Raw genomic sequence first — 948 nt, 5'->3', positions numbered from 1 at the left:
CTCCCCCTTTTTTGGGGAGAGGGGCTGGGGGTGAGGGGGCGAAAACCGCCCGTTCATTCCGGAACGGAGCCGCCGCTCTGCTTGAACAGCGTCTTGCCCACTCCGTGATTCGATGCGTGTGAAGGTTCGCCCCCCTCACCCCCGGCCCCTCTCCCTGAGGGAGAGGGGAGGACAAGGCGAACCGCTCTAGCCGCGCCGCCCGGGTTCTGACAGAACCCGGGCGGTTTGCTGCGCCTCGAAAGAACGTCCATGTCGCCGTCGCTTCGTCTGCCCTTCGCCGCGACGTTGCTGCTCGGCCTCGCCCTGACCGGCGGAGCGATCGTCGGTTGCGGCGGGGGACCGCGGAACACCGCATCGGCGGTCAGCCTCGGTCGGGTCGACGCCGCGGAGATCACCGACGCCTTCGCCTACGACTCCCGTCGGGCGAATCAGGCCCGCCGGCCGGTTCATTCCTCGAATCCGGACCTGCTGCTGGGGATCGAACAATGGCTCGCGGCCATGGAACCCCGCTGGCAGCCCGCGAAGGGCGATCCGCGGAGCGTGCGATTCCAGATCCGCCTGACGGCCGACGGCCGCCCGCACTCCACGATCTGGCTGGACAACGGCTACGTGCAAATGAGCGACGGCGGCAACCGCCTCCGCGGCGCCCGGCTCAGCACGCAGGAAACCGCGACCGCAGCGGCGCTGTTCGGCCTGCACCCCTCGGAACTGACGATGCCCGAACTGCCCGACAACCGCGGCCCCAAACCCCCCGAAGCCGGCGTGCAAACGATGGTGGGCCGGCGGTAGGGCCGAGGACTCCCCCCTCTCCCTCAGGGAGAGGGGCCGGGGGTGAGGGTGAGCGAGCCTTCTTCCCCGTTCATCCGCGGTGTGAGCGACGTTCCCGGGGTGTGCGACGAGCGGTCGAACGGCGGGAGGCGCGCGGGCGGGGAATGCCCCCTCACCCCC

1 protein-coding gene is annotated in these 948 nt (G+C 70.4%); it reads left to right on the top strand.

Translation table 11 applies throughout. The features are described 5' to 3' along the window. Window positions 1-249: 249 nt before the first annotated feature. Entirely contained in the window at window positions 250-789 is a 540-nt protein-coding gene (locus LzC2_RS21520; protein ID WP_171190069.1) for a hypothetical protein, read from the top strand. Window positions 790-948 lie beyond the last annotated feature (159 nt).

The sequence above is a fragment of the Alienimonas chondri genome, assembly GCF_013036045.1.
Classification (GTDB): domain Bacteria; phylum Planctomycetota; class Planctomycetia; order Planctomycetales; family Planctomycetaceae; genus Alienimonas; species Alienimonas chondri.
The sequence above is the reverse complement of the archived record's forward strand: the minus strand, read 5'-3'. Positions and strand labels throughout refer to the sequence as shown.